Here is a 23340-nt window from a genome sequence, read left to right as displayed (position 1 = left end):
CCGACATCAAGCCCGGCAACGCGATGCCCTTCTCGGGCCTGCCGATCGGCACGATCGTCCACAACATCGAACTGAAGCCCGGCAAGGGCGGCCAGATCGCCCGCGCGGCGGGTACCTACGCCCAGTTCGTCGGTCGTGACGGCGGTTACGCCCAGATCCGCCTGTCCTCGGGCGAACTGCGCATGGTGCGTCAGGAATGCATGGCCACCGTCGGTGCCGTGTCGAACCCCGACAACTCCAACCAGAACCTCGGCAAGGCCGGGCGCAACCGCCACTACGGCAAGCGTCCCTCCGTCCGCGGCGTCGTCATGAACCCGATCGACCACCCGCACGGTGGTGGTGAAGGCCGGACCTCCGGTGGCCGTCACCCGGTGACCCCGTGGGGCAAGCCGACCAAGGGCAAGAAGACCCGCAATCCCAACAAAGCGTCGCAGAAGCTGATCATCCGCTCGCGTCACGCCAAGAAGAAAGGGCGGTAATCCATGACGCGCTCTGTTTGGAAGGGTCCGTTCGTCGACGCCTACGTCCTGAAGAAGGCCGAGAAGGTTCGCGAGTCGGGCAAGAACGAAGTCATCAAGATCTGGTCGCGCCGTTCGACGATCCTGCCCCAGTTCGTGGGCCTGACGTTTGCGGTCTACAACGGTCAGAAGCACGTGCCGGTCAACGTCTCCGAAGACATGATCGGCCAGAAGTTCGGCGAATACGCACCGACCCGTACCTATTACGGTCACGCGGCCGACAAGAAAGCCAAGAGGAAGTAAGCCATGGGCAAGGATAAGAATCCCCGCCGCGTGGCGGACAACGAGGCGATGGCAAAGCTGCGCATGCTGCGCACCAGCCCGCAGAAACTGAACCTCGTCGCTGCGCTGATCCGTGGCAAGAAGGTGGAAAAGGCCCTCACGGACCTGACCTTCTCGAAGAAGCGGATCGCCATCGACGTCAAGAAGTGCCTGCAGTCCGCCATCGCGAACGCCGAGAACAACCACGGTCTGGACGTCGATGAACTGGTCGTCGCCGAGGCCTACGTGGGCAAGAACCTTGTGATGAAGCGCGGGCGTCCCCGGGCTCGTGGCCGCTTTGGCCGCATCAACAAGCCGTTCTCGGAAATCACGATCAAAGTGCGTCAAGTCGAGGAGCAGGCCTGATGGGTAACAAGACCAATCCGATCGGCATGCGTCTTCAGGTGAACCGCACCTGGGACTCGCGCTGGTACGCAGACACCAAGGACTACGGCAACCTGCTTCTCGAGGATCTCAAGATCCGCGACTTCATCCATGAAGAGTGCAAGCAGGCCGGCATCGCCCGCGTGATCATCGAACGCCCCCACAAGAAGTGCCGTGTGACCATTCACACCGCGCGTCCGGGCGTGATCATCGGCAAAAAAGGCGCGGACATCGAAGTTCTTCGCAAGAAGATCGCTTCCATGACCGATTCCGAGCTGCACCTGAACATTGTTGAGGTTCGCAAGCCGGAACTCGACGCACAGCTCGTTGGCGAGTCCATCGCTCAGCAGCTGGAGCGCCGTGTGTCCTTCCGTCGCGCGATGAAGCGGGCCGTGCAGAACGCCATGCGCATGGGCGCCCTGGGTATCCGGGTGAACGTCGCGGGCCGTCTCGGCGGTGCCGAGATCGCACGGACCGAATGGTACCGCGAAGGCCGCGTGCCGCTGCACACCCTGCGTGCCGACATCGATTACGCGAATGTCGAGGCGACCACGCCCTACGGCATCATCGGGATCAAGGTCTGGATCTTCAAAGGCGAGATCATGGACCACGACCCGCAGGCGCGTGACCGCAAGTCGCAGGAAATCCAGGACGGCCCGGCCCCGCGTGGCGCCGGTGGCCGTCGCGATGATCGGAGGTAAGCGTCGTGCTTCAACCTAAGCGCACAAAATTCCGCAAGATGTTCAAGGGCCGGATCAAGGGTGAGGCCAAGGGCGGCTCTGACCTGAACTTCGGTACCTACGGTCTGAAGGCGCTCGAGCCCGAGCGGGTCACCGCCCGCCAGATCGAGGCAGCCCGCCGTGCCATGACGCGTCACATGAAGCGTCAGGGTCGCGTCTGGATCCGCATCTTCCCGGACACCCCGGTCAGCGCCAAGCCCATCGAGGTTCGTATGGGTAAGGGCAAGGGCTCGGTCGATCGCTGGGCCTGCAAGGTCAAGCCGGGTCGCGTGATGTTCGAGATCGACGGCGTCGGTGAAGAGGTGGCCCGCGAGGCGCTGCGTCTGGCCGCCATGAAGCTGCCGATCAAGACCCGCGTCGTCCTCCGCGAGGACTGGTAAGCGGACGGTGGGTCGATGACCCACTCGACGGAACAGGAAACCCCCGGGTCAGCAATGGCCCGGGGGTTTTGCTTTGTCCGCTGCCGTGATCCGGGACCGGGCGAGCCGGGCCGGCGGCGCCCTTGCGGCCTGCCACCGGGACGACGCTCGGCGGGGGGATCCGGGCCAACCGGGACGCCGGGGGCGCCCGGGCTTCAGGTATTTGGACCAAGAAGAAGCAGGGGGTGGTTTCGGGGGCCCCTGGCGCGTGGGTCAGCCCGGGAAGATTTGCGCCATGGCCGCTTCGAACCGCGCCCAGCTCATGGTGGCCTTGTTGCCCGCGACACCCTGGTAGTAGGATTTGCCCGAGGGCAGGGGCAGGCCGGCCCAGATCCGGGCGAGCCGCTTCATGAAGGTGCGGCGCGTCATTTCTCCGCGTTGGAATGACCCGAGGCCGGCCTCGGCGAGCAACTGGTCGGCAAGGCGGTCCTGCAGGGCGGGCGAGAAGACCGCGCCCGGGTCGAGGCCCTGCGCCCGGATCAGGCGGCGCAGCGTCGCGGGGATGAACTGGTAGCGCCCGATGGCATGGGGCTGGCCCGGGGTGGCGGCGATCCAGTCGTAGATCTCGCCGATGGTCATGGTCGAGGGGCGGCGCGGCGGCTTGATCCGCGCGCCGTGGTTGACCGCGTCGTAGCCCGCGCGCCCGGCCTCTGCCTCGGCAATCAGGTGGCGCAGGCGGTCCTCCGCGCCTGTGCCCGGCAGGATCGCCGGATCGGTGGGGCGGGCAGTGATGGCGGGGGCGGGCAGGGGGGCAAAGAGGCTGCCTGCCCCGGTGCCGGTAAAGAGGCTGGCGCTGCGGGGCTGGCCACCCTCCCCGGCGGGCGTGGGCAGGAGGGCCGTGCGCCGGCTGTCGGCACTGCCGGGAAAGAGCGACTGCGCCGAGGCGGGCGGGGCCGCGAGCAGGGCGCACAGGAGGGCAGGGATCGCCATGGCCATGGCGGAGGGTCCGGCGGCGGCGCCGGGAAACGGTCTGGAGAACATTCTGCTCTGGCCTCTCATTCTGTGCGGCGACCTTGACGGCGAGAGGTTAGGATTCCATTGCCTCGAACCAGATTGATCCACGGAGTTCCGTCATGCCCGCGATCCGCTCGCTCTTTGCCACCCGTCTTTACCGTGCTGCCCTGTCCGAACACGCGCCTGCCGTCGATGCCGCCGAGCTGGAGGCCGCCTGCCTGTCCATCGCCGAGGACGACGAGGCCGGGCAGGACTGGTGCGAGGCAGAGGGCTTTCCGGGCTACACCTCCTATGCCTCGCTGGCGGACCTGCCCTGGCGCTTTCCGATCTTCGCCGATCTGAAGACGGCGCTGGATGCCCATGTCGCCGCCTTTGCCGAGGATCTGGAATTCGACCTGGGCGACAAGGCGCTGCAACTGGAAGACCTGTGGATCAACATCCTGCCCGAGGGCGGTAGCCACGGTCTGCACCTGCATCCGCATTCGGTGATCTCGGGGACGACCTATGTCGCCATGCCCGAGGGCGCTTCGGCGCTGAAGCTGGAGGACCCGCGGCTGGGCTTCATGATGGGGGCGCCGACCCGGCGCAAGGGCGCGCGGGAAGAGCTGCGGAGCTTCATCTACGAGAAACCGGCAGTGGGCGAGGTGCTGCTGTGGGAGTCGTGGCTGCGCCACGAGGTGCCGATGAACATGTCCGAGCAAGAGCGTATCTCGGTCAGCTTCAACTACAAGTGGGAGTAGGCCCCGCCCGGCAGGGCACTTTTCCGGGAGGTTGCCTATTCTTCTCTTGATTTGCCCGGCGCGCGGTCCGATGTAACTGTTTCATGTCACTTCAGTGAGGGATGTGTGACAGTGGCCGCGATAACCCATGGCGCCTTGCCGGGAGGCATCTTGCAGGATCTGGTCCGCGCCATCGAGGCGCAGCGGCCACGCAAGTTCCTGCGCGACCTGCTGAACCGCCTGCGGTTCGGGGCCGAGGGGCCGTTGTCGGACATGGCGGTCTTTCCCGATCCGGTGCGGGGCACCGAGGGGTTCTTCTGGCCGGGCGGGCCCAAGCTGCGACGCCATTCCAGCGGTCTGGTTCTGGACGGTGACTGGGATCTCAACAGAAGCCCGGTGCAGGAAGGCTTCAAGTTCACCAGCTGCCACATGCATTGGGTCGAGGGTGCCGACTGGGAGGAAACCCCGGTTTTCCGCGACCTCATGGCGAAACTGGAGCGCGGCGAGGCGCCGGACGGCTGCCGCAGCGTCGAGGAGATCAAGGAGCGCTACAGCCGTCTTGACCGCATCTTCTCCGAAACCCGGCAGCGCGGGCGCCTCTTGCGGATGCACGAGTTGCCCGACGCCTATTACCGGCGCGAACACGGCGCGACCTTCGTGCACCTGGCCCGCGACGGCACCTGCCTGCGCAGCGGCGGCGGCAATCACCGCTTCGCCATCGCGCGGATCCTCGAACTGCCTGAGATCCCGGCGCAATTGGGTGTCGTGCATCCGCTTGCCATCCGCGACGGCCATCTTGCCCGGCTGCGGCGCTCGCGTTTCGACGCCTAGGCGCCCGGCGACACGTCAAGTTTCCCTTGCCCTGTTGGCGATAAGCGCCTATAGGGGCCGCTCATCCACGGACTCCACCGGAATCAGGGTGACCCTGCACGCCTAGGCAGACGGGGGCCTTCCGGTGATGTTGCAACAAAGGAGAGGCGCATGAACGCCCAGGAACTCCGTGACAAGACCCCGGACCAGCTCCGGGATCAGCTTGTCGAGCTCAAGAAGGAGGCTTTCAACCTCCGCTTCCAGGCGGCCACGAGCCAGCTGGAAAACACCGCGCGCATGCGCCAGGTCCGCCGCGACGTCGCGCGGGTGAAGACCGTCCTGAACCAGAAAGCCGCCGACGCGGCCAAGACGGAGGCATAAGCAATGCCCAAGCGTATCCTTGCAGGCACCGTGACCTCCACCGCCAACGCCCAGACCGTGACGGTCCAGGTTGTCCGCCGCTTCAAGCACCCGGTTCTTCAGAAGACGATCAAGAAGTCCAAGAAGTACCGCGCCCATGACGAAGGCGAGATCTTCAACGTCGGTGACAACGTCCTCATCCGTGAGTGCGCGCCGAAGTCGAAGACCAAGCGCTGGGAAGTCATGACCGAAGAGATGAAGGCAGAACACGAGAAGCTGCGCGCCGAGGCTGCCGCCGAAGCCCAGAAGATCGAAGAAGCCGCACACGAAGCAGAAGCCGCCCACTAAGGGCAGTGTCGGGGCCGTTCACGCGGCCCCGAACCTATTCGAAACCCCCGGACCAATGTTCTCTGCAGAGCGGTCCGGGACGTCGGGAGAAAATCCATGATCCAGATGCAGACAAATCTGGATGTTGCTGACAATTCCGGAGCCCGGAAGGTTCAGTGCATCAAGGTTCTGGGCGGTTCGCACCGCCGTTATGCCTCTGTCGGCGACATCATCGTGGTGTCGGTGAAGGAGGCAATTCCGCGTGGTCGCGTGAAGAAGGGTGACGTCCGCAAGGCCGTCGTCGTGCGCACCGCCAAGGAAGTCCGCCGCGAAGACGGCACGTCCATCCGCTTTGACCGCAATGCTGCCGTCATCCTGAACAACTCGGGCGAGCCTGTCGGCACCCGTATCTTCGGGCCGGTGGTGCGTGAACTGCGCGCGAAGAACTTCATGAAGATCATTTCGCTTGCTCCGGAGGTGCTGTAATGGCTGCCAAGCTCCGCAAGGGTGACAAGGTCGTCGTTCTGACCGGCAAGGACAAGGGCAAGACCGGTGAGATCACCTCTGTCGACCCCAAGGCCGGCAAGGCCGTCGTCGACGGCGTGAACGTTGCCATCCGCCACACCCGCCAAAGCCAGACCGCCCAGGGCGGTCGTGTGCCCAAGGCCCTGCCGATCGACCTGTCGAACCTCGCCATCGTCGATGGCAACGGCAAGGCGACCCGCGTTGGCTTCCGCGAGGAAGACGGCAAGAAGGTCCGCTTCGCCAAGACCACGGGAGACGTGATCTGATGCTTGACGCTGCAAATTACACCCCCCGCCTGAAGACCACCTATCGCGAGACCATCAAGGCCGCGATGAAGGAAGAGTTCGGCTACACCAACGACATGCAGATCCCGCGTCTGGACAAGATCGTCCTGAACATCGGCTGCGGTGCAGAGGCGGTGCGCGACTCCAAGAAGGCCAAGTCGGCCGTCGAGGACCTGACCAAGATCGCCGGCCAGCTGGCGGTGGGCACCAAGGCGAAGAAATCGCACGCGCCCTTCCGTCTGCGTGAGGGCATGATCATCGGCGCGAAGGTCACCCTTCGTGACGTGCGCATGTACGAATTCCTCGACCGTCTGGTGACCATCGCGATGCCCCGCATCCGTGACTTCCGCGGTGTGAAGCCCTCTTTCGACGGTCGTGGCAACTTTGCCATGGGCCTGAAAGAGCACATCGTGTTCCCCGAGATCGAGTTCGACAAGGTCGACGAGGTCTGGGGCATGGACATCATCGTGACCACCACGGCCCAGCAGTTCGGCGAGCATTCCGCCGACGACCAGGCCAAGGCGCTGTTGAAGCACTTCAACATGCCGTTCATCAAGGCGTAAGAGGACAAGACATGGCCAAGAAATCCATGATCGAACGCGAGAAGAAGCGGGAGCGCCTGGTGGAGAAATACGCCGCCAAGCGGGCCGAGCTGAAAGAAATCGCAAACGACGAATCCAAGCCGATGGAAGAGCGCTTCAAGGCGCGTCTGAAGCTTGCGAAACTGCCCCGTAACTCCGCTCCGTCGCGGCTGCACAACCGCTGCCAGCTGACGGGTCGTCCGCATGCGTACTACCGCAAGCTGAAGATCAGCCGGATCATGCTGCGCGAGCTTGGCTCGAACGGCAAGCTCCCCGGCGTCGTGAAATCCAGCTGGTAAGGGAGGGTAAGATATGAACGATCCTATCGGCGATATGCTCACCCGTATCCGCAACGCAGGCATGCGCGGCAAGTCGGTCACCAACACGCCGGCCTCCAAGCTGCGTGGCTGGGTTCTCGACGTGCTGGCGGACGAAGGCTACATCCGCGGCTACGAGTCCACCACGGACGAGAACGGCCACCCGGCCTTCGAGATCAGCCTGAAGTACTTCGACGGCGCCCCCGTCATTCGCGAGCTCAAGCGGGTCTCCAAGCCCGGCCGCCGCGTCTACATGGGCGTCAGTGACATCCCCTCGGTCCGCAACGGCCTGGGCGTGTCGATTGTCTCCACCCCCAAGGGTGTGATGTCGGACGCAAACGCACGCGCAGCCAACGTCGGCGGCGAAGTGCTTTGCACCGTATTCTAAGGAGGCCTGACAATGTCTCGTATTGGTAAGAAGCCCGTCGAACTGCCCTCGGGCGTCTCGGCAGAGGTGAAGGGCCAGACCATCGAAGTGAAGGGGCCGAAAGGCACCCAGACCTTCACGGCGACCGATGACGTGACCCTTGCGGTCAACGACAACGTGATCACCGTGACGCCGCGCGGCAATTCCAAGCGCGCCCGTCAGCAGTGGGGTATGTCCCGCACCGTCGTGTCCAACCTGGTGCACGGTGTGCAGAACACCTTCAAGAAAGAGCTGGAAATCCAGGGTGTGGGTTACCGCGCTCAGGTTCAGGGCAACACCCTGAAGCTGAACCTCGGCTACTCGCACGACGTGGACTTCGAGATCCCGCAGGGCATCACCGTTGTGTGCCCGAAGCCGACGGAAATCGTCGTCGAGGGTCACGATGCCCAGCAGGTCGGTCAGGTTGCGGCGAACATCCGCGACTGGCGCCGTCCCGAGCCGTACAAGGGGAAGGGTATCCGCTACAAGGGCGAGTACATCTTCCAGAAGGAAGGCAAGAAGAAGTAAGGACGCAGGGATATGGCTAACAGTAAACTCCAACTGTTCCAGAAGCGCCGCCTGCGCGTCCGGAACAAGCTGCGGGAAGTCAACGCGGGTCGCGTGCGCCTTTCCGTTCACCGTTCGAACAAGAACATCTCGGTGCAGCTCATCGACGACATCGCGGGCAAGACGCTGGCTTCGGCTTCGTCGCTCGAGCCGTCGCTGGGCGTGGTCGGCAAGAACAACGTCGAGGCGGCTGCAAAGGTCGGCGCGGCGATTGCCGAGCGTGCCAAGGCAGCCGGTGTGGAAGAAGCTTACTTCGACCGCGGCGGTTTCCTCTTCCACGGTCGCGTCAAGGCCCTGGCCGACGCGGCCCGCGAAGCAGGCCTGAAGATCTGACGGTCGGGGTGGGTCGCAAGACCCACCCTGCCGCTTTGTCCCGGGGTCGCGATTCCGGGGCAGGGTGGGTTTCGGCCCACCACCCCCTGCAGGCCCTCGGGCCTCGATGATCCGGGACGCGCCTGGCGCATCACTAGGATTGGGAACAACGGGTTCTTGGACCCAAGGAAAAGGAAAGCCTGAATGGCAGAACGTGATAACCGCCGGGGCAACCGTCGCGACCGCGACGAAACGCCGGAATTCGCAGATCGTCTTGTCGCGATCAACCGTGTGTCCAAGACCGTCAAGGGCGGTAAGCGCTTCGGTTTCGCCGCGCTCGTCGTGGTCGGCGACCAGAAGGGCCGCGTCGGCTTCGGCAAGGGCAAGGCCAAGGAGGTCCCCGAGGCCATCCGCAAGGCGACCGAGCAGGCCAAGCGCAAGATGATGCGCGTGCCGCTGAAAGAAGGCCGCACCCTGCACCACGACATCACCGGCCGTCACGGTGCCGGCCGCGTCGTGATGCGGACCGCGCCTCAGGGTACCGGTATCATCGCCGGTGGTCCGATGCGTGCCGTCTTCGAGATGCTGGGTGTGCACGACGTCGTCGCCAAGTCGACCGGCTCGCAGAACCCCTACAACATGATCCGTGCCACGCTGGAAGGTCTCTCGAAAGAGCAGTCCCCGCGCAACGTCGCCCAGCGTCGTGGCAAGAAGGTCGCGGATATCCTGCCCAAGCGTGAAGACGCCCCGGCGGAATCCACCCAGGTCGCTGAGGAGGCTTGATCCACATGGCAACCATCGTCGTCAAACAGATCGGTTCTCCGATCCGCCGCCCGGAAATCCAGCGCAAGACGCTGATCGGGCTTGGCCTGAACAAGATGCACCGCGTGCGCGAGCTGGAAGACACGCCCTCCGTGCGCGGCATGATCCGCAAGATTCCGCACCTCGTCGAGATCGTCGAAGAGCGCGGCTGAGGCCGGATCCTCTAAGAGCTTTGGAAAAGGCCCCGGGCGCGATGCTCCGGGGCCTTTTTGCGTTCGGGGGCGCCCACTGCCGGACCGGCCCTGTGCCGTTTCGGGCGGGCGGTGCGGGGGCTCTGCCCCCCGGCCTGCGGCCTCCCCCCGAGGGCATTTGGAAGACCAGAGAAGAGGGGGGCGCGCGGGCGCCGGGGCGTTCCGGCGGGCTGGTCCCGAATCGGTTGCAAATCCATGCGGCGCGCGCATGGCGGGGCTGCGGAAACGGGCTTTGTGCTTTGCTGCGGTGCAGCGTATCCGGTGCGCAGTGTTTATCGCCAACGGAGCAGAGCCATGAAAGCGATCTTTCTTGCCATTGCCGCGCGTCTCAAGGCAGAGCCGGTCCCTTGCTGGACGGACTACCTGCGCAGCCAGGGCGGGTTCCGCGGCTGAGCCGCCAACCCCTGACGACAGTCGATGCGGGCGCCCCTTTGCGGGCGCCTTTGTCGTTTCAGGCCCTGACATTCCCGTCACCCTGCATGGACGGGGCGGCGCATTGTCCTAGCTCTCGCCCAGATCACATCACAGGGAGAGAAGTCATGACACAGACCAGACGGGCCTTTCTGGCCACTGCCACCGCTGCCGGAGCGATCACCGTGCTGCCCTTCCGCGCCCGCGCCGCAGCCCATGGCGGCGACATGTTCGAAACCGGGGCCGGTCCGGTGACGGTGCATCCGGTGCACCATGCCTCGATCGTGCTGGAAACGCCGGTGGGCGTGATCTACGTCGACCCGGTCGGCGATCCGTCCGAATACGAGGGCATGCCTGCCGCCGACCTGATCCTGATCACGCATGAGCACGGCGACCACTACAATGCCGAGGTGCTGGCCGCGGTGAAGGGCGAAAACACGCAGCTGATCACCAACCCGGCGGTCTTCGATATGCTGTCGGAGGATCTGAAGGCCAATGCGCAGGCGATGGAGAACGGCGCCAGCGCCAGCCTGACCGACCTGCAGATCGATGCGATCCCGGCCTATAACACGACCGAGGAGCGCAAGACCTTCCACCCCGAAGGGCGCGACAACGGCTATGTGCTGACGATGGACCGTTTCCGGATCTACGTCTCGGGCGACACCGAGGACATCCCGGAGATGCGGGCGCTGCAGGATATCGATCTGGCCTTCGTCTGCATGAACCTGCCCTTCACCATGACGGCAGAGGCGGCGGCGGATGCGGTCAAGGCCTTCGCGCCGGCCTATGTCTATCCTTATCACTATCGGGGCCGCGACGGTGGCACGCAGGATCCGGCGGCCTTCGCCGAAATGGTGGGCGAGGCCGCGCAGGTTCAGATGGGCGACTGGTACAAGCCCGGCGAGCTGGGCTGACGGCGCTGATCCGGCGGGCAGGGTGGTCCTGCCTCTTGCCCGCGCCCGGCGCGCGGGTCACTCTGGCGGCGGGAGGACGATCACCATGCCGCTGGATCTGTCGCGCTTCGACCTGAACAGGATCGACGCGGAATTCATCGAAGACCCGCATCCGCTGTTGCATCGCTTGCGGGCCGAGAAGCCGATCTTTCACAATGCGGACGGGTCGGTTTACCTGACGCGCCACGCCGATTGCCTGAAGGTCTACCAGAGCCGCGACATGCTGTCGGACAAGACCGAGGCCTTCGGCGAGAAGTTCGGGCGCTGCCCGCTGCACACCCATCACACGACCTCGCTGATCTTCAACGATCCGCCCTATCACACGGTGGTGCGGCGGCTGATCTCGGGCGCCTTCACGCCGCGCAAGCTGGCCGAGTTCGAGCCGCTGATCGCGGGCATCGTCGACCGGCTGCTCGACCGGGTCGAGGATCTGGGGACGCTGGACCTGATCGAGGATTTCGCCAAGGTGCTGCCGACCGAGATCATTTCCTTCATGCTGGGCATCCCCGAGGAGCATCGCGCACAGCTGCGGGGCTATTCGTTGGCGATCCTCGGCGCGCTGGACCCCGTCGTCCCGCCCGAGCGGCTGACCGAGGGCAATCGCGCGGTGGAGGAGTTCGGCGCGATCCTGTCCGACCTGATCGACTTTCGCCGCCGCAATCCCGAGGGCGCGCATCAGGGCGAGGTGCTGGAAAGCCTGATCTTCGGCGAGCATGAGGGGCGGCGCCTGACGCAGGAGGAACTGGTGCAGAACTGCATCTTCCTACTGAACGCCGGGCACGAGACGACAACCAGCCTCGTGGGCAATGCCATCGGGCTGCTGCTGGACTGGCCCGATCAGCACCGGCTGCTGCTGGCGGAGCCCGGCCATATCGACACGGCGGTCGAGGAATTCCTGCGGCTGGAAAGCCCGCTTCAGATCGGCAACCGGCTGGCGGGAGAGGATATCGCGCTGGCCTCGGGGGTGATCCCCAAGGGCACCTATATCCACACCTCGATTGCGGCGGCGAACCGCGACCCCGAGGTCTTCCCCGATCCCGACCGCATGGACATTACCCGCAAGCCGAACCGGCATATCGCCTTCATCACCGGCATTCACGTCTGCCTTGGCGCGACGCCGGCGCGGGTCGAGGGGCGGATCGCGCTGGGGCGCTTCGTGCAGCGGTTTCCGAAGCTTGCGCAGACCGGACAGCGCAGCCGGGTGCCGCTGGCGCGGTTCCGGGGCTATGCCAGCCTGCCGATTTCGGTGCGATAGGGGGCAGGGCGCAGCGCGGTGCTTGGGGTTCTTGGCGCAGACGGGCGGGGGTGCGCGCGGGGACGCAGGGGCCACCCCGCCGCACCCCCGGCCAAGCGGCCAAAAGAAAAGGGCGCCCGTTGCGGGGCGCCCTTTGTGTTTCCTGCGAAGAGGCTTATGCGGCCTGCGACCGGCGTCCGCCGCCGCCACCGCGACGCGCGCGCGACCGGCGCGGCTGGGTGGTGCCGGGCTTTTGCCCGCCGCCATTGCCACCGCCGCCGCCACCGCGACGACGGCCACCGCCACCACGGGCGGGCTTCTTCTCGCCTTCCCACTCTTCACCGCTGGCAACCTCGATCTTGCGGCCCATGACCTTCTGGATGGCGCGGAATTCGTCCATCTCGGTCGGCGCGCAATAGGCGATGGCGGTGCCGTCCCGGCCCGCGCGCGCGGTGCGCCCGATGCGGTGGACGTAGTTGTCTGGCACGTTCGGCAGGTCGTAGTTGTAGACATAGCGCACCGAGGGGATGTCTATGCCGCGCGCCGCCACGTCGGTGGCGACGAGCACGGTCAGCTCGCCTTCCTTGAAGGACTTCAGCGCGCGGTCGCGCTGGCCCTGGCTCTTGTTGCCGTGGATCGAGGCGGCGGCAAAGCCCTTGTCCTCAAGGTGGCGCTTGAGCTTTTCGGCGCCGTGCTTGGTGCGGGCAAAGACCAGCGCCGCATCGGTGCGGTGCCGGTCCAGATGCGTGATCAGCAGCCCGGTCTTGTGCGCCTGCTCGACGAAGTGGACGCTTTGCTCGATGCGCTCGACCGGCTTGCCCGGAGGCGTGACCTCGATCCGGACGGCGTCGGTCAGGTAGGCGCTGGCGATCTCGGCCATCTGCTTGGGCATGGTGGCCGAGAACAGCATGGTCTGACGCTCGGCGGGCAGGACCTTGGCGATCTGGCGCAGCGCGTGGATGAAACCGAGGTCCAGCATCTGGTCGGCCTCGTCCAGCACGAGGAACTTCGCCTCGTCCAGACGCACGGCCTTGCGGTCCAAGAGGTCGATCAGGCGACCCGGCGTGGCGACGAGCACATCGGTGCCCTTCGTCAGCTTCTGGGCCTGCGCGTTGATGGACTGGCCGCCGACCACGAGCGCGGTCTTGATGTGGGTGCCCTCGGCATAGGCGCGCAGGTTCTCGAGGATCTGCTTGGCCAGTTCGCGGGTCGGCGCAAGGATCAGCGCGCGGGCGGTCTTGGGCGCGGCCCGGCCCTCCATCCGCATCAGGGCAGAGAGCAGCGGCAGGCCGAAGGCGGCGGTCTTGCCGGTGCCGGTCTGGGCAAGGCCCAGCACGTCACGCCCGTTCATCGCATGCGGGATCGCCTGCGTCTGGATCGGGGTGGGGGCGGTGATGTTAAGGGCGGCCAGGTTGGCCTGAAGGCGGGGCGGCAGCCCCAGCATGTCGAAATCCAAGTCTTTTCCTTTGCGGCGGGGCAGCTGCCCCGCAAAACGAACGAGGGCCCGCGCCCCGTCAGCGGGGCGTGAGGCACACGATAGGGTGACCGCGAGCGCGGGCTGCCACGGCCGGATGCCGGAAAGCCTGTCGCGGGTCGGAACCCATGCGTGATGTGGGAGCCATGTTCGGAGATGTCGTGCCGTGCGGACCGGCGGCCCTGCTGCCCCGCTCACGCGGCGGGTGCGGCACAGGGGAGCATATGCGCGCCGCGGCGCAGAATGTCAAGGCTGCGCGGGGCGGTGGGCTTGATCGCGGGCCGGGCCTTCTGTATACGCGCCCGGTGGCCCGACTCGGACAACGGGGCGGGGTCACGTTCACAATCAAGAAAAGCCGTGGTTGGCCCATCTCGCTTCGAGGGTCACATCCGGCAATGGAGAAGCGATATGAAACTGCATGAACTGCGCGACAATCCCGGCGCAACCAAGCGCAAGCAGCGCATCGGCCGTGGCCCGGGTTCGGGTCGTGGTAAGATGGGTGGCCGTGGTATCAAGGGTCAGAAGTCCCGTTCGGGTGTGGCCATCAATGGCTACGAAGGCGGCCAGATGCCGCTGTACCAGCGTCTGCCCAAGCGCGGCTTCAACAAGCCGAACCGCAAGGAATACGCTGTCGTCAACCTGGGCCTGATCCAGAAGTTCGTCGACGCGGGCAAGCTGGAAGCCGGTTCCATCACCGAGGATTCGCTGGTGGCTTCGGGCCTCGTGCGCCGCAAGCTGGACGGCATCCGTGTCCTCGCCAAGGGTGAGATCACCGGCGCGCTGACCATCGACGTCACCGGCGCATCGAAGTCCGCTGTCGAGGCGGTCGAGAAGGCCGGCGGCTCGCTCAAGGTGGCTGCGGCGGCGGAGTGAGCCCCGCTTGCGCCCTGACCACGGCGCAATACCGGGTTGTGAGCGGCGTCCGCGCCGCTTACATGTGCCCCTAGTTTTCCCCGAACGCCGCCCGATGCTGGAAAACGCGTCGAGGCGGCGTTTGTCATAACAGAGAGATCCGCATGGTATCCGCAGCAGAGCAAATGGCCGCCAACACAAGCTGGGCGGCGCTTGGCAAGGCAACCGACCTGCGCAACCGAATCCTGTTTACGCTTGGCCTGCTGATCGTCTACCGGCTGGGGACCTTCATCCCCGTTCCCGGCATCGACGGCGCCGCGCTGAAGGAATTCGTCGACCAGGCCTCCAGCGGCATCGCGGGCATTGCCTCGATGTTCACCGGCGGTGCGCTGGGACGCATGGGGATCTTTGCTCTGGGCATCATGCCCTACATCTCGGCCTCGATCATGGTGCAGCTTCTGACGGCCATGGTGCCGCAGCTCGAGCAGCTCAAGAAAGAGGGTGAGCAGGGGCGCAAGAAGATCAACCAGTACACGCGTTACGGCACCGTGGTGCTGGCGCTGATCCAGTCCTACGGCCTGGCCGCCTCCCTGGAAGCGGGCGACCTTGTGACCGATCCGGGCTGGTACTTCCGCGCGTCCTGCATGATCACGCTGGTCGGCGGCACCATGTTCCTGATGTGGCTGGGCGAGCAGATCACCGCCCGCGGAGTCGGCAACGGCATCTCGCTGATCATCTTCGTCGGCATCATCGCCGAGGTTCCCGCCGCTCTGGCGCAGTTCTTCGCCTCGGGTCGCTCGGGCGCCATCAGCCCCGCCGTGATCGTCGGCGTGATCGTGATGGTGGTGGCCACCATCGCCTTCGTCGTCTTCATGGAGAGGGCGCTGCGAAAGATCACCATCCAGTACCCGCGCCGCCAGGTCGGCATGAAGATGACCGAGGCGCAATCCTCGCACCTGCCGGTCAAGGTCAACCCGGCGGGCGTCATCCCGGCGATCTTCGCCTCGTCGCTGCTGCTGCTGCCGATCACGATCTCGACCTTCTCGGGTTCCGACGCGGGTCCGATCATGTCGACGATCCTCGCCTACTTCGGACCGGGCCAGCCGCTCTACCTGCTGTTCTTCGCGGTGATGATCGTCTTCTTCGCCTATTTCTACACCTTCAACGTCTCGTTCAAACCGGACGACGTGGCGGACAACCTGAAGAACCAGAACGGCTTCGTGCCCGGCATCCGGCCCGGCAAGCGGACGGCGGAATACCTTGAATACGTGGTGAACCGCGTGCTGGTCCTTGGCTCGCTCTACCTGACGGCGGTCTGCCTGCTGCCAGAGATCGTGCGGAACCAGTTCGCCATTCCGTTCTACTTCGGCGGCACCTCGGTGCTGATCGTGGTGAGCGTGACCATGGACACGATCCAGCAGGTTCAAAGCCATCTGCTGGCGCATCAATACGAAGGTCTCATCCAGAAATCGCAGCTGCGTGGTAAGGGTGGCAAGGCACGGAAGAAAAGAGGGGCACCGGCGCGTCGATGAATATCATTCTTTTGGGACCGCCGGGGGCGGGCAAGGGCACGCAGGCCGCGAAACTGGTCGAAGAACGCGGCATGGTGCAACTGTCCACCGGGGACATGCTGCGCGCCGCCAAGACCAGCGGGACGGAAATGGGCAAGCGCGTGGCCGAGGTCATGGACCGCGGCGAGCTTGTCACCGATGAGATCGTCATCGGCCTGATCCGCGAAAAGCTGGAAGCGGGCGGGGCGTCCGGCTTCATCTTCGACGGTTTCCCCCGCACGCTGAAGCAGGCGGATGCGCTGGGTGAGCTTCTGGCAGAGGTCGGGCAGACGCTGGATCACGTCATCGAGCTGCGGGTCGAGGACGAGGCGCTGGTGCACCGGATCGTCAATCGCGCCGAAGAGGCCCGCGCCGCGGGTCAGCCGGTGCGCGCCGACGACAACGAAGAATCGCTGCGCACGCGTCTTGCGGCCTACTACAAGATGACCTCGCCGCTGGTCGGCTACTACTACGCCAAGGGCCTTTACAGCCGCGTCGACGGCATGGCCGCCATGGACGAGGTCAAGGCGCAGATCGCGGCAACACTGGACGCCTGAGCGCGCCGGGCCGGGGCCGGGGGCGGCAGGGGTTGACGCCTCGTCGCAAAACCCGTACGCACCCGCATCTCCGTCGGAGAATCATTCCGTGTGGCGGGTCGCCCCCGCCGCGCAGATCACCTGACAAGCTTGGGCCCGCAGGCAGACGCCTCGGGCCTTCGGTTGTGAAAAAAGGGCCTGGAGTGACGGGCTCGCAACGAAAGGAACAGAGACTTGGCACGTATTGCCGGCGTCAACATCCCGACCAACAAGCGCGTCGTGATTGCGCTTACCTACATCCACGGCATCGGTCCGGCGGTCGCAAAGGAAATCTGCGAAGCCACCAAGATCGACGCCGCGCGTCGCGTCAACGAACTGTCGGACAGCGAAGTCCTGCAGGTGCGTGAATACATCGACGCCAACCTGACCGTCGAAGGCGACCTGCGCCGCGACACCCAGATGAACATCAAGCGCCTGATGGACCTTGGCTGCTACCGCGGCCTGCGTCATCGTCGCAACCTGCCCGTGCGCGGTCAGCGCACGCACACCAATGCTCGCACGCGCAAAGGCCCCGCGAAGGCCATTGCCGGCAAGAAGAAGTAAGGGAGGGTTCGACCTATGGCACGCGATACTCGCCGCGCTGGCGGCAAGAAAAAGGTCTCCAAGAACATCGCCGCTGGCGTTGCTCACGTGAACTCGACCTTCAACAACACCAAGATCCTGATCTCGGACGTGCAGGGCAACGCGATCTCGTGGTCGTCCGCCGGCACCATGGGCTTCAAGGGCTCGCGCAAGTCGACGCCCTACGCCGCCCAGCTGGCTGCGGAAGACGCGGGCAAGAAAGCCCAGGATCACGGCGTGAAGACGCTGGAAGTCGAAGTGCAGGGCCCCGGTTCGGGCCGCGAATCGGCGCTGCGCGCGCTGGCTGCCGTCGGCTTCAACATCACGTCCATCCGCGACGTGACGCCGATCGCACACAACGGCTGCCGCCCGCCGAAGCGCCGCCGCGTCTGATCGCACCTGATTACCGGACGAGGCGGGGCCCTGTTGCCCTGCCTCGTTCCGTCGTTTCGAAACCTCGGGCGTCTGTCCCTATCGGACATGGGGGACGGGCTGGTATGGAGGGAATTGCATGATCCACAAGAACTGGGCCGAATTGATCAAGCCGACACAGCTGGAGATCAAGCCCGGCGCCGACCCGTCCCGGCAGGCCACTGTCATCGCCGAACCGCTGGAGCGCGGCTTCGGTCTGACACTCGGCAACGCGCTGCGCCGCGTGCTGCTGTCCTCGCTTCAGGGCGCGGCCATCACCTCTGTGCAGATCGACAACGTCCTGCACGAGTTCTCCTCGGTGGACGGTGTCCGCGAGGACGTGACCGACATCATCCTGAACCTCAAGCAGGTCTCGCTGCGGATGGAAGTCGAAGGGCCGAAGCGCCTGTCCGTGTCCGCCAAGGGCCCGGGCGTCGTCACCGCCGGTGACATCTCGGAAACCAATGGCATCGAGGTCCTGAACCGCGATCACGTGATCTGTCATGTGGACGAGGGCGCAGAGGTCTACATGGAATTCACCGTGAACCTCGGCAAGGGCTATGTCTCGGCTGACAAGAACAAGCCCGAAGACGCCCCGATCGGCCTGATCCCGATCGACGCGATCTACTCGCCGGTGAAGAAGGTCGCCTACGATGTGCAGCCCACCCGCGAGGGCCAGGTGCTGGACTACGACAAGCTGACCATGAAGATCGACACCGACGGCTCGATCACCCCCGAGGACGCCGTGGCCTTCGCCGCGCGCATCCTGCAGGATCAGCTGTCGATCTTCGTCAACTTCGACGAGCCGGAATCGGCCCAGCGTCACGACGACGACGACGGTCTGGAGTTCAACCCGCTGCTGCTGAAGAAGGTCGACGAGCTGGAGCTCTCGGTCCGTTCGGCAAACTGCCTGAAGAACGACAACATCGTCTACATCGGCGACCTGATCCAGAAGACCGAAGCAGAGATGCTGCGCACCCCGAACTTCGGCCGCAAGTCCTTGAACGAGATCAAGGAAGTGCTGTCGGGCATGGGTCTGCACCTTGGCATGGACGTCGAGGACTGGCCGCCGGACAACATCGAGGACCTGGCCAAGAAGCTGGAAGACTCGTTCTGAGACAGGTGGGTTGAAAACCCACCCCACGGCGAGGCGGCAACGCCTCGTCCCGGGCATCCGCCCCAAGGAGAGCCGGTGACACGCATCGCCGGACTGACAAAGCAAAACCGCCCGTAGAGGGCACCCATTGGAGAAAGACACATGCGTCACGCAAAAGGCTATCGCCGCCTGAACCGCACCCACGAGCACCGCAAGGCCCTGTGGGCGAACATGGCGGGCTCGCTGATCGAGCACGAGCAGATCAAGACCACGCTGCCGAAGGCCAAGGAACTCAAGCGCGTCATCGACAAGCTGATCACGCTGGGCAAGCGCGGCGACCTGCACGCACGCCGTCAGGCCGCATCGCAGCTGAAGCAGGACATGCACGTTGCCAAGCTGTTCGAAATCCTCGGCCCGCGCTACGCCGAGCGTCAGGGCGGCTACTGCCGCGTCCTGAAGGCCGGCTTCCGCTACGGTGACATGGCGCCCATGGCGATCATCGAACTGGTCGACCGCGACACCGACGCCAAGGGCGCTGCCGACAAGGCCCGCCTGGCCGCCTACGAAGACGCCGACGAATAAGACTTCGGGGCCATCGCCCCAGCAGAAAGGCCCCCGCCATCCGGTCGGGGGCCTTTTTCGTTTCGCGGCTGCCAGTCTATTCGCCGGACATTTCTCGCTGCCGCATCGGCATCCGGTCGATGGTGCGGAAAAGATCCTCGGGCGCGACCGGGCTGTCGGCGCGCAGCTTGACACCGCCGTCCTTGCCGATCAGGACAAGGGTGAAACCCTCGACCTTCAGCTGCGCGCGCGGTGCCTCACTAGATCCGGGGTCCGCATCGCTGAACACGGTGATGTCGCGTTCTTCCAGCCCGGCGCGGGCCTTCCGAAGCAGGGCCAGCTGTGCACGGTAGGCGGCATTCGCCGGGTCGTCTGCAAAGACCAGCACCGGGCGCGCCCGCCATTTCAGAGCGTCCAAGGCGCCGCCTTCCGCATCCAGTTGCCGAAGCAGGCCATCGTCAGACATGGCCGGGCCGGTGGCCAGCGCGGTGGCGCAGGCGAGGGCGGGCAGCAGGCACGCCCTCGGTCGAGCCCGGCCCACCACCGCCCGTGATGCCCGTCGAAGGGCCGTCACGCCGCATCCAGCTCCTTTTTCACAAGGCTCTCGATCTTGGCGACCGGGTGGTTGGTCAGCGTCTTCGGCACCTCGGCGATGATCTTGTCAGAGACCTCCTTGTGCAGCGCCTCGCGCAGGTCGCCCAGAACCCTGGGCGAGGCCACCAGCACCAGCCGGTCGAAGGCCCCCTTGTGCGCCTCGGCATAGAGGTGGTCGGCAAGATCCGCCGCAAAGCGCTCTTTCGCCAGCTCATGCCAGTCGGTGTCGTCGAGGGCAGACCGCTGCCGCACGCCGGTGTCGTTCATGCGCCCGGGCCGGTTGGCCGATTGCGCGCGGTCCGAGGGGTTCTCCTGCTCCTCTTCGTCGAAAACGTCGAGGTTGGGGTCGTCGTGGTCGGTCAGGTTGCGCAGGAACAGCGCCTTTTCGCTGTCCGTCACCACCACCCAGGTTCCCTGCTTCAGTTCCACCATGGCCTGATCCTCCTTACGATCCTGATTTTTCTTCGGATTTTCGAACCCGGGTCACGCCGGGCCGGTCCTGTTCCGCGCGTTTCTTCAGGTCGCGCGTTCCGACCTGCCGTTCCACGCCGCCATCGGCGCGGCCCTGCTGCGCGGGTGTCTTTTCAGGGTCGGTATAGGCCTTTGTCTCTTGGCGACCGTCCTGCGATCTGTGGCGCTCTGCCATCTGATGCCTCCTGACGCTGTGCGTTCGTTTCTGTCAGGATCAACGCGCGAGGCCGCTGGCCGTTCCGCCTGTCGTTCCGCCTGCGGCTTGAAAGGCGCGGCCCCGGCGGGCATATCAGAACGCATGTCACCAAGGGGGACCCCATGCGCATTCTGACGGCCTGCCTGCTTGTCCTGCTTGCTCTGCCCGCCGCGGCAGAGACCCGCGTGCCGCAATCGCAGGCCGAGGTGCAGCTGAGCTTCGTACCGCTGGTGAAAGAGGCGGCGCCCGCCGTCGTCAATATCTACGCCAGCCGGGTGGTGCAGACCCGCAGCCCCTTCGCGGACGATCCCTTTTTCAATAACTTCTTCAACGAGTTCCAGTCCCGGCCCCGGGTGCCGAACTCTCTGGGGTCCGGGGTGATCCTGTCCGCCGACGGGATCGTGGTGTCGAATTACCACGTGGTGGGTCAGGCGACCGAGATCCGCGTGGTGCTGAACGACCGGCGCGAATATGCGGCAGAGGTGCTGCTGGGCGACGAGGAATCGGACCTTGCGATCCTGAAGCTCGAGGACGCCGCTGACATGCCCTTCCTGCCGCTGCGCGACAGCGATACCGTCGAGGTCGGCGAACTGGTGCTTGCCATCGGCAACCCTTTCGGCGTCGGGCAGACCGTGACCTCGGGGATTGTGTCGGGGCTGGCACGCTCGGGCACGGCGACGGGCAATGCGCGCGGTTACTTCATCCAGACCGACGCGGCGATCAACCCCGGCAACTCGGGCGGCGCGCTGCTGGACGTGACGGGGCACCTCGTGGGGGTGAATACCTCGATCCTGACCCGCTCGGGCGGCTCCAACGGCATCGGCTTCGCCATCCCCTCGGCGCTGGTCGCGCAGTTCGTCGATCAGGCCAAGGCCGGAGAGACCCGCTTTCAGCGCCCCTGGGCCGGGCTGACCGGCCAGCCGGTGGACGCGGATCTGTCGGGCAGCCTTGGCCTGCGCCTGCCAGGCGGCGTGGTCATCGCCGATCTGCACCCGGAAAGCCCCTTCGCCAAGGCCGGTCTGCGGGTGGGCGACGTGGTGCTGGCGGTGGACGGCCAGCCGGTGAACACGCCGCCAGAGATGCTGTTTCGCATGTCGATCCGCGGAGTGGGCCACATGGCGCGCGTGACCTATGCCTCGGGCGGCGAGGAACACGAGGCCGAGGTCGCCATGATCGCCCCGCCAGAGGTGCCCCCCCGCGCCGCCGTCAGCCTTGGCGAGGATGCGGTGCTGCCGGGGCTGGCGCTGTCCCGGGTGAACCCGGCGGTGGCGGCGGACTACGGCCTTCCGATGGATGCCGAGGGCGTGCTGGTCACCGATCCCGGCCCCTGGGGCACCCGGGCGGGCCTGCGCGAAGGGGACATCCTGCGCAGCATCAACGGCACCGCGATCGAGGCACCCGCCGATGTCGACCGCGCCCTGCGCCGGGCCGGCCCCCGTGTCGCCATAGAGGCAGAGCGCGGCCGCCGGCGCCTGCTGCTGCGCTTCCGGGTCTGAGCCTTGGCCGATCTCTTCGACACCGGCACGCCCGCCCCGCCGCCCGCGAAATCCGCCCCCCGTCCGCTGGCGGACCGTCTGCGCCCGCAGGCGCTGGCCGAGGTCATCGGCCAGCAGCAGGTGCTGGGCCCCGATGCGCCGCTGGGGGTGATGCTGGCCTCGGGCTCGCTGGGCTCCATCGTCTTCTGGGGCCCGCCGGGCGTCGGCAAGACCACCATCGCACGCCTGCTGGCGGATGCCACCGACCTGCATTTCGTCCAGATCAGCGCGATCTTCTCGGGCGTGCCGGAACTGCGCAAGGTCTTCGAGGCGGCCAGGATGCGCCGCGCGAACGGGCAGGGGACGCTGCTCTTCGTCGACGAGATCCACCGCTTCAACAAGGCGCAGCAGGACAGTTTCCTGCCGCATATGGAGGACGGGACGATCCTGCTGGTGGGCGCCACCACGGAAAACCCCTCGTTCGAACTGAACGCCGCCGTGCTGTCGCGCGCGCAGGTGCTGGTTCTGGAACGGCTCTCCGAGGCCGACCTCGAACGCCTGGTCCAACGCGCCGAGCAGGAGCTGGGGCGCCCGCTGCCGCTGGACGAGGGCGCCCGTGCGGCGCTGCTGGAAATGGCCGATGGCGACGGGCGCGCGCTTCTGAACCTCGTGGAGCAGGTGATGTCGTGGCGGGTCGCCGACCCGCTCGACACCGCCGCCCTGCGCACCCGGCTGATGAAGCGCGCGGCGCAATACGACAAATCCGGCGACGGGCACTACAACCTGATCTCGGCGCTGCACAAATCGGTGCGCGGTTCCGACCCGGACGCGGCGCTCTACTGGTTTGCCCGCATGCTGGAGGCGGGCGAGGACCCGCGCTTCCTCGCCCGCCGCATCACCCGCATGGCGGTCGAGGACATCGGCCTCGCCGACCCGCAGGCCCAGACCCATTGCCTGGATGCCTGGAACACCTATGAACGCCTCGGCTCGCCCGAGGGCGAACTGGCGCTGGCGCAGGCGCTGGTCTACATCGCGCTGGCGCCGAAATCGAACGCCGTCTACGTGGCCTACAAGGCGGCGCGGGCGGCGGCGAAGAAGACCGGTTCCCTGCGCCCGCCGAAACACATCCTGAACGCGCCGACCCGGCTGATGAAGGATCAGGGCTACGGCGCGGGCTACGCCTACGACCACGACGCCGAAGACGGCTTCTCCGGGCAGGACTACTTCCCCGAGGAGATGCGGCGCGAGACCTTCTACGACCCGGTCGATCGCGGCTTCGAACGCGACATGCGCAAACGCGTCGACTACTTCGCCAAACTCCGCACCCAGAGACAAAAGACCTGACCCCCCGGTTTCTTCTGTCCGGAAATATCCCGGGGGGAGGCCGCAGGCCGGGGGGCAGCGCCCC

Annotated in this window: 34 protein-coding genes; 29 read left to right on the top strand and 5 right to left on the bottom strand. The window is 65.8% G+C overall.

Annotation, left to right across the window (positions count from 1 at the left end):
• The 5 genes from rplB to rplP all read left to right on the top strand — a co-directional run.
• Positions 1–479, top strand: a 479-nt coding sequence (rplB, locus tag ACN5KJ_RS17290; protein ID WP_418595179.1) for a 50S ribosomal protein L2, incomplete at its 5' end; no start/stop codon positions are given.
• Between the two features lie 3 nt (positions 480–482).
• Positions 483–761: a 30S ribosomal protein S19 gene (gene rpsS / locus ACN5KJ_RS17285; protein WP_417722161.1), complete on the top strand. Its 279-nt coding sequence runs from the start codon at positions 483–485 to the stop codon at positions 759–761.
• 3 nt (positions 762–764) lie between these two features.
• Entirely contained in the window at positions 765–1145 is a 381-nt protein-coding gene (rplV, locus tag ACN5KJ_RS17280) for a 50S ribosomal protein L22 (RefSeq protein WP_347166656.1), read from the top strand.
• The gene (gene rpsC, locus ACN5KJ_RS17275) at positions 1145–1864 is read left to right on the top strand and encodes a 30S ribosomal protein S3 (RefSeq protein WP_418595178.1); all 720 of its coding nucleotides are present in this window, start codon (positions 1145–1147) and stop codon (positions 1862–1864) included. The genes rplV and rpsC overlap by 1 nt, the downstream gene beginning before the upstream one ends.
• 5 nt (positions 1865–1869) lie before the next feature.
• A complete protein-coding gene (gene rplP / locus ACN5KJ_RS17270; protein WP_347166658.1) occupies positions 1870–2283 on the top strand; it encodes a 50S ribosomal protein L16 in 414 nt (137 codons plus the stop codon).
• A 252-nt stretch (positions 2284–2535) separates the two neighbouring features.
• Here the strand turns inward: rplP and ACN5KJ_RS17265 are convergent, their stop codons facing one another.
• The gene (locus tag ACN5KJ_RS17265) at positions 2536–3303 is read right to left on the bottom strand and encodes a hypothetical protein (RefSeq protein WP_418595177.1); all 768 of its coding nucleotides are present in this window, start codon (positions 3301–3303) and stop codon (positions 2536–2538) included.
• 92 nt (positions 3304–3395) lie between these two features.
• Between ACN5KJ_RS17265 and ACN5KJ_RS17260 the strand changes: the two genes are divergently transcribed.
• The 15 genes from ACN5KJ_RS17260 to ACN5KJ_RS17190 all read left to right on the top strand — a co-directional run bounded on the left by ACN5KJ_RS17260 (position 3396) and on the right by ACN5KJ_RS17190 (position 12116).
• Positions 3396–4016 carry a TIGR02466 family protein gene (locus tag ACN5KJ_RS17260; protein WP_418595176.1) on the top strand — a complete coding sequence of 207 codons (621 nt, stop codon included), beginning with the start codon at positions 3396–3398 and terminating at the stop codon, positions 4014–4016.
• Between the two features lie 150 nt (positions 4017–4166).
• Positions 4167–4826 carry a hypothetical protein gene (locus tag ACN5KJ_RS17255; RefSeq protein ID WP_418595175.1) on the top strand — a complete coding sequence of 220 codons (660 nt, stop codon included), beginning with the start codon at positions 4167–4169 and terminating at the stop codon, positions 4824–4826.
• 150 nt (positions 4827–4976) lie between these two features.
• Positions 4977–5186 (top strand): 50S ribosomal protein L29, encoded by a 210-nt coding sequence (gene rpmC / locus ACN5KJ_RS17250; protein WP_023851003.1) that lies wholly within the window; start codon positions 4977–4979, stop codon positions 5184–5186.
• Positions 5187–5189: 3 nt separating this feature from the next.
• Positions 5190–5513 carry a 30S ribosomal protein S17 gene (gene rpsQ, locus ACN5KJ_RS17245; RefSeq protein WP_347166662.1) on the top strand — a complete coding sequence of 108 codons (324 nt, stop codon included), beginning with the start codon at positions 5190–5192 and terminating at the stop codon, positions 5511–5513.
• A gap of 96 nt (positions 5514–5609) precedes the next feature.
• Positions 5610–5978 carry a 50S ribosomal protein L14 gene (gene rplN, locus ACN5KJ_RS17240; RefSeq protein WP_005854833.1) on the top strand — a complete coding sequence of 123 codons (369 nt, stop codon included), beginning with the start codon at positions 5610–5612 and terminating at the stop codon, positions 5976–5978.
• On the top strand, positions 5978–6283 hold the full coding sequence (gene rplX, locus ACN5KJ_RS17235) for a 50S ribosomal protein L24 (RefSeq protein ID WP_023851006.1): 306 nt from the start codon (positions 5978–5980) through the stop codon (positions 6281–6283). Before rplN ends, rplX begins: the two co-directional genes overlap by 1 nt.
• Positions 6283–6864 (top strand): 50S ribosomal protein L5, encoded by a 582-nt coding sequence (gene rplE / locus ACN5KJ_RS17230; RefSeq protein WP_418595174.1) that lies wholly within the window; start codon positions 6283–6285, stop codon positions 6862–6864. The genes rplX and rplE overlap by 1 nt, the downstream gene beginning before the upstream one ends.
• A gap of 11 nt (positions 6865–6875) precedes the next feature.
• Positions 6876–7181 (top strand): 30S ribosomal protein S14, encoded by a 306-nt coding sequence (gene rpsN, locus ACN5KJ_RS17225; protein WP_023851008.1) that lies wholly within the window; start codon positions 6876–6878, stop codon positions 7179–7181.
• Positions 7182–7194: 13 nt separating this feature from the next.
• Complete coding sequence (rpsH, locus tag ACN5KJ_RS17220) at positions 7195–7587, top strand: 30S ribosomal protein S8 (protein WP_206565182.1); 393 nt, start codon at positions 7195–7197, stop codon at positions 7585–7587.
• A gap of 12 nt (positions 7588–7599) precedes the next feature.
• Positions 7600–8133 carry a 50S ribosomal protein L6 gene (gene rplF, locus ACN5KJ_RS17215; protein WP_347166663.1) on the top strand — a complete coding sequence of 178 codons (534 nt, stop codon included), beginning with the start codon at positions 7600–7602 and terminating at the stop codon, positions 8131–8133.
• Positions 8134–8145: 12 nt separating this feature from the next.
• Positions 8146–8505, top strand: coding sequence for a 50S ribosomal protein L18 (rplR, locus tag ACN5KJ_RS17210; protein WP_418595173.1), 360 nt, complete (start codon positions 8146–8148; stop codon positions 8503–8505).
• Between the two features lie 183 nt (positions 8506–8688).
• Complete coding sequence (rpsE, locus tag ACN5KJ_RS17205; protein WP_023851012.1) at positions 8689–9267, top strand: 30S ribosomal protein S5; 579 nt, start codon at positions 8689–8691, stop codon at positions 9265–9267.
• 5 nt (positions 9268–9272) lie between these two features.
• Positions 9273–9458, top strand: a complete 186-nt coding sequence (gene rpmD, locus ACN5KJ_RS17200; protein WP_023851013.1) for a 50S ribosomal protein L30 — start codon at positions 9273–9275, stop codon at positions 9456–9458.
• A gap of 578 nt (positions 9459–10036) precedes the next feature.
• Complete coding sequence (locus ACN5KJ_RS17195) at positions 10037–10822, top strand: MBL fold metallo-hydrolase (RefSeq protein WP_418595172.1); 786 nt, start codon at positions 10037–10039, stop codon at positions 10820–10822.
• Between the two features lie 85 nt (positions 10823–10907).
• Positions 10908–12116, top strand: a complete 1209-nt coding sequence (locus tag ACN5KJ_RS17190) for a cytochrome P450 (RefSeq protein WP_418595171.1) — start codon at positions 10908–10910, stop codon at positions 12114–12116.
• 154 nt (positions 12117–12270) lie between these two features.
• Here ACN5KJ_RS17190 and ACN5KJ_RS17185 read toward each other — a convergent pair whose 3' ends face one another.
• Positions 12271–13551: a DEAD/DEAH box helicase gene (locus tag ACN5KJ_RS17185; RefSeq protein ID WP_418595170.1), complete on the bottom strand. Its 1281-nt coding sequence runs from the start codon at positions 13549–13551 to the stop codon at positions 12271–12273.
• Between the two features lie 426 nt (positions 13552–13977).
• On the opposite strand from ACN5KJ_RS17185, the gene rplO reads away from it, so the two are divergent.
• From rplO to rplQ, 7 genes are all read left to right on the top strand, one after another.
• Positions 13978–14442 carry a 50S ribosomal protein L15 gene (rplO, locus tag ACN5KJ_RS17180; RefSeq protein ID WP_206565188.1) on the top strand — a complete coding sequence of 155 codons (465 nt, stop codon included), beginning with the start codon at positions 13978–13980 and terminating at the stop codon, positions 14440–14442.
• 143 nt (positions 14443–14585) lie between these two features.
• Complete coding sequence (gene secY / locus ACN5KJ_RS17175; protein ID WP_347166671.1) at positions 14586–15953, top strand: preprotein translocase subunit SecY; 1368 nt, start codon at positions 14586–14588, stop codon at positions 15951–15953.
• Positions 15950–16528 (top strand): adenylate kinase, encoded by a 579-nt coding sequence (locus tag ACN5KJ_RS17170; RefSeq protein ID WP_347166672.1) that lies wholly within the window; start codon positions 15950–15952, stop codon positions 16526–16528. Before secY ends, ACN5KJ_RS17170 begins: the two co-directional genes overlap by 4 nt.
• A gap of 213 nt (positions 16529–16741) precedes the next feature.
• Complete coding sequence (gene rpsM / locus ACN5KJ_RS17165) at positions 16742–17110, top strand: 30S ribosomal protein S13 (protein ID WP_347166673.1); 369 nt, start codon at positions 16742–16744, stop codon at positions 17108–17110.
• 15 nt (positions 17111–17125) lie between these two features.
• The gene (rpsK, locus tag ACN5KJ_RS17160; protein ID WP_023851023.1) at positions 17126–17521 is read left to right on the top strand and encodes a 30S ribosomal protein S11; all 396 of its coding nucleotides are present in this window, start codon (positions 17126–17128) and stop codon (positions 17519–17521) included.
• 118 nt (positions 17522–17639) lie between these two features.
• The gene (locus ACN5KJ_RS17155; RefSeq protein WP_418595169.1) at positions 17640–18656 is read left to right on the top strand and encodes a DNA-directed RNA polymerase subunit alpha; all 1017 of its coding nucleotides are present in this window, start codon (positions 17640–17642) and stop codon (positions 18654–18656) included.
• A gap of 141 nt (positions 18657–18797) precedes the next feature.
• Entirely contained in the window at positions 18798–19217 is a 420-nt protein-coding gene (gene rplQ, locus ACN5KJ_RS17150) for a 50S ribosomal protein L17 (RefSeq protein WP_023851025.1), read from the top strand.
• Positions 19218–19293: 76 nt separating this feature from the next.
• Here rplQ and ACN5KJ_RS17145 read toward each other — a convergent pair whose 3' ends face one another.
• The 3 genes from ACN5KJ_RS17145 to ACN5KJ_RS17135 all read right to left on the bottom strand — a co-directional run bounded on the left by ACN5KJ_RS17145 (position 19294) and on the right by ACN5KJ_RS17135 (position 20436).
• Positions 19294–19614: a DUF4174 domain-containing protein gene (locus tag ACN5KJ_RS17145; protein ID WP_418595168.1), complete on the bottom strand. Its 321-nt coding sequence runs from the start codon at positions 19612–19614 to the stop codon at positions 19294–19296.
• Positions 19615–19766: 152 nt separating this feature from the next.
• Positions 19767–20222, bottom strand: a complete 456-nt coding sequence (locus ACN5KJ_RS17140) for a host attachment family protein (RefSeq protein WP_418595167.1) — start codon at positions 20220–20222, stop codon at positions 19767–19769.
• Between the two features lie 13 nt (positions 20223–20235).
• Positions 20236–20436: a hypothetical protein gene (locus ACN5KJ_RS17135; RefSeq protein WP_023851028.1), complete on the bottom strand. Its 201-nt coding sequence runs from the start codon at positions 20434–20436 to the stop codon at positions 20236–20238.
• A gap of 143 nt (positions 20437–20579) precedes the next feature.
• On the opposite strand from ACN5KJ_RS17135, the gene ACN5KJ_RS17130 reads away from it, so the two are divergent.
• On the top strand, positions 20580–21953 hold the full coding sequence (locus ACN5KJ_RS17130; protein WP_418595166.1) for a trypsin-like peptidase domain-containing protein: 1374 nt from the start codon (positions 20580–20582) through the stop codon (positions 21951–21953).
• Positions 21954–21956: 3 nt separating this feature from the next.
• On the top strand, positions 21957–23276 hold the full coding sequence (locus ACN5KJ_RS17125) for a replication-associated recombination protein A (RefSeq protein ID WP_418595165.1): 1320 nt from the start codon (positions 21957–21959) through the stop codon (positions 23274–23276).
• The last annotated feature ends 64 nt before the right edge of the window (positions 23277–23340 follow it).

Source organism: Ponticoccus sp. (in: a-proteobacteria), from assembly GCF_048381735.1.
This window is presented reverse-complemented; position numbering and strand designations above follow the sequence as displayed.

Bases quoted from the DNA above. Each gene is read 5' to 3' on its own strand.
- rpsS (WP_417722161.1), top strand. From the start codon at position 483: ATGACGCGCTCTGTTTGGAAGGGTCCGTTCGTCGACGCCTACGTCCTG.
- rplV (WP_347166656.1), top strand. From the start codon at position 765: ATGGGCAAGGATAAGAATCCCCGCCGCGTGGCGGACAACGAGGCGATG.
- rpsC (WP_418595178.1), top strand. From the start codon at position 1,145: ATGGGTAACAAGACCAATCCGATCGGCATGCGTCTTCAGGTGAACCGC.
- ACN5KJ_RS17265 (WP_418595177.1), bottom strand. From the start codon at position 3,303: ATGTTCTCCAGACCGTTTCCCGGCGCCGCCGCCGGACCCTCCGCCATG.
- ACN5KJ_RS17260 (WP_418595176.1), top strand. From the start codon at position 3,396: ATGCCCGCGATCCGCTCGCTCTTTGCCACCCGTCTTTACCGTGCTGCC.
- rpmC (WP_023851003.1), top strand. From the start codon at position 4,977: ATGAACGCCCAGGAACTCCGTGACAAGACCCCGGACCAGCTCCGGGAT.
- rpsQ (WP_347166662.1), top strand. From the start codon at position 5,190: ATGCCCAAGCGTATCCTTGCAGGCACCGTGACCTCCACCGCCAACGCC.
- rplN (WP_005854833.1), top strand. From the start codon at position 5,610: ATGATCCAGATGCAGACAAATCTGGATGTTGCTGACAATTCCGGAGCC.
- rplX (WP_023851006.1), top strand. From the start codon at position 5,978: ATGGCTGCCAAGCTCCGCAAGGGTGACAAGGTCGTCGTTCTGACCGGC.
- rplE (WP_418595174.1), top strand. From the start codon at position 6,283: ATGCTTGACGCTGCAAATTACACCCCCCGCCTGAAGACCACCTATCGC.
- rpsN (WP_023851008.1), top strand. From the start codon at position 6,876: ATGGCCAAGAAATCCATGATCGAACGCGAGAAGAAGCGGGAGCGCCTG.
- rpsH (WP_206565182.1), top strand. From the start codon at position 7,195: ATGAACGATCCTATCGGCGATATGCTCACCCGTATCCGCAACGCAGGC.
- rplF (WP_347166663.1), top strand. From the start codon at position 7,600: ATGTCTCGTATTGGTAAGAAGCCCGTCGAACTGCCCTCGGGCGTCTCG.
- rplR (WP_418595173.1), top strand. From the start codon at position 8,146: ATGGCTAACAGTAAACTCCAACTGTTCCAGAAGCGCCGCCTGCGCGTC.
- rpsE (WP_023851012.1), top strand. From the start codon at position 8,689: ATGGCAGAACGTGATAACCGCCGGGGCAACCGTCGCGACCGCGACGAA.
- rpmD (WP_023851013.1), top strand. From the start codon at position 9,273: ATGGCAACCATCGTCGTCAAACAGATCGGTTCTCCGATCCGCCGCCCG.
- ACN5KJ_RS17195 (WP_418595172.1), top strand. From the start codon at position 10,037: ATGACACAGACCAGACGGGCCTTTCTGGCCACTGCCACCGCTGCCGGA.
- ACN5KJ_RS17190 (WP_418595171.1), top strand. From the start codon at position 10,908: ATGCCGCTGGATCTGTCGCGCTTCGACCTGAACAGGATCGACGCGGAA.
- rplO (WP_206565188.1), top strand. From the start codon at position 13,978: ATGAAACTGCATGAACTGCGCGACAATCCCGGCGCAACCAAGCGCAAG.
- secY (WP_347166671.1), top strand. From the start codon at position 14,586: ATGGTATCCGCAGCAGAGCAAATGGCCGCCAACACAAGCTGGGCGGCG.
- ACN5KJ_RS17170 (WP_347166672.1), top strand. From the start codon at position 15,950: ATGAATATCATTCTTTTGGGACCGCCGGGGGCGGGCAAGGGCACGCAG.
- rpsK (WP_023851023.1), top strand. From the start codon at position 17,126: ATGGCACGCGATACTCGCCGCGCTGGCGGCAAGAAAAAGGTCTCCAAG.
- ACN5KJ_RS17155 (WP_418595169.1), top strand. From the start codon at position 17,640: ATGATCCACAAGAACTGGGCCGAATTGATCAAGCCGACACAGCTGGAG.
- rplQ (WP_023851025.1), top strand. From the start codon at position 18,798: ATGCGTCACGCAAAAGGCTATCGCCGCCTGAACCGCACCCACGAGCAC.
- ACN5KJ_RS17140 (WP_418595167.1), bottom strand. From the start codon at position 20,222: ATGGTGGAACTGAAGCAGGGAACCTGGGTGGTGGTGACGGACAGCGAA.
- ACN5KJ_RS17135 (WP_023851028.1), bottom strand. From the start codon at position 20,436: ATGGCAGAGCGCCACAGATCGCAGGACGGTCGCCAAGAGACAAAGGCC.
- ACN5KJ_RS17130 (WP_418595166.1), top strand. From the start codon at position 20,580: ATGCGCATTCTGACGGCCTGCCTGCTTGTCCTGCTTGCTCTGCCCGCC.